The organism is Flavobacterium xizangense (assembly GCF_054075145.1).
Map to the genome: position 1 here is coordinate 1 of NZ_JBSIPG010000349.1, position 232 is coordinate 232.

The window sequence follows — 232 nt, forward strand, 5'->3', positions numbered from 1 at the left end:
CTGATGCAATTTCTTTATAAGTCATTTCGGTGCAGGCATGTTTGATAAAAACAATTTCTTTTTCTTTTAGAGAAATCTTTTTGTTATCGCCGCCAACTTTGTTAATTAGCATTCCAGAAACAAGTTCTGTAAAATAAAAACCCTTTTCGATGACGCATTCGATTGCTTCTTTAAAGATTTCTGGAGAAGTATCTTTCAGCAGATAACCTTTTGCGCCATTTGTGATCATTTT

At 33.2% G+C, this 232-nt stretch carries 1 pseudogene; it reads right to left on the minus strand.

Annotated elements, in window-relative coordinates:
* Nucleotides 1-232: pseudogene (locus ACWA1B_RS23720) on the minus strand (DNA-binding response regulator); the annotation flags it as partial.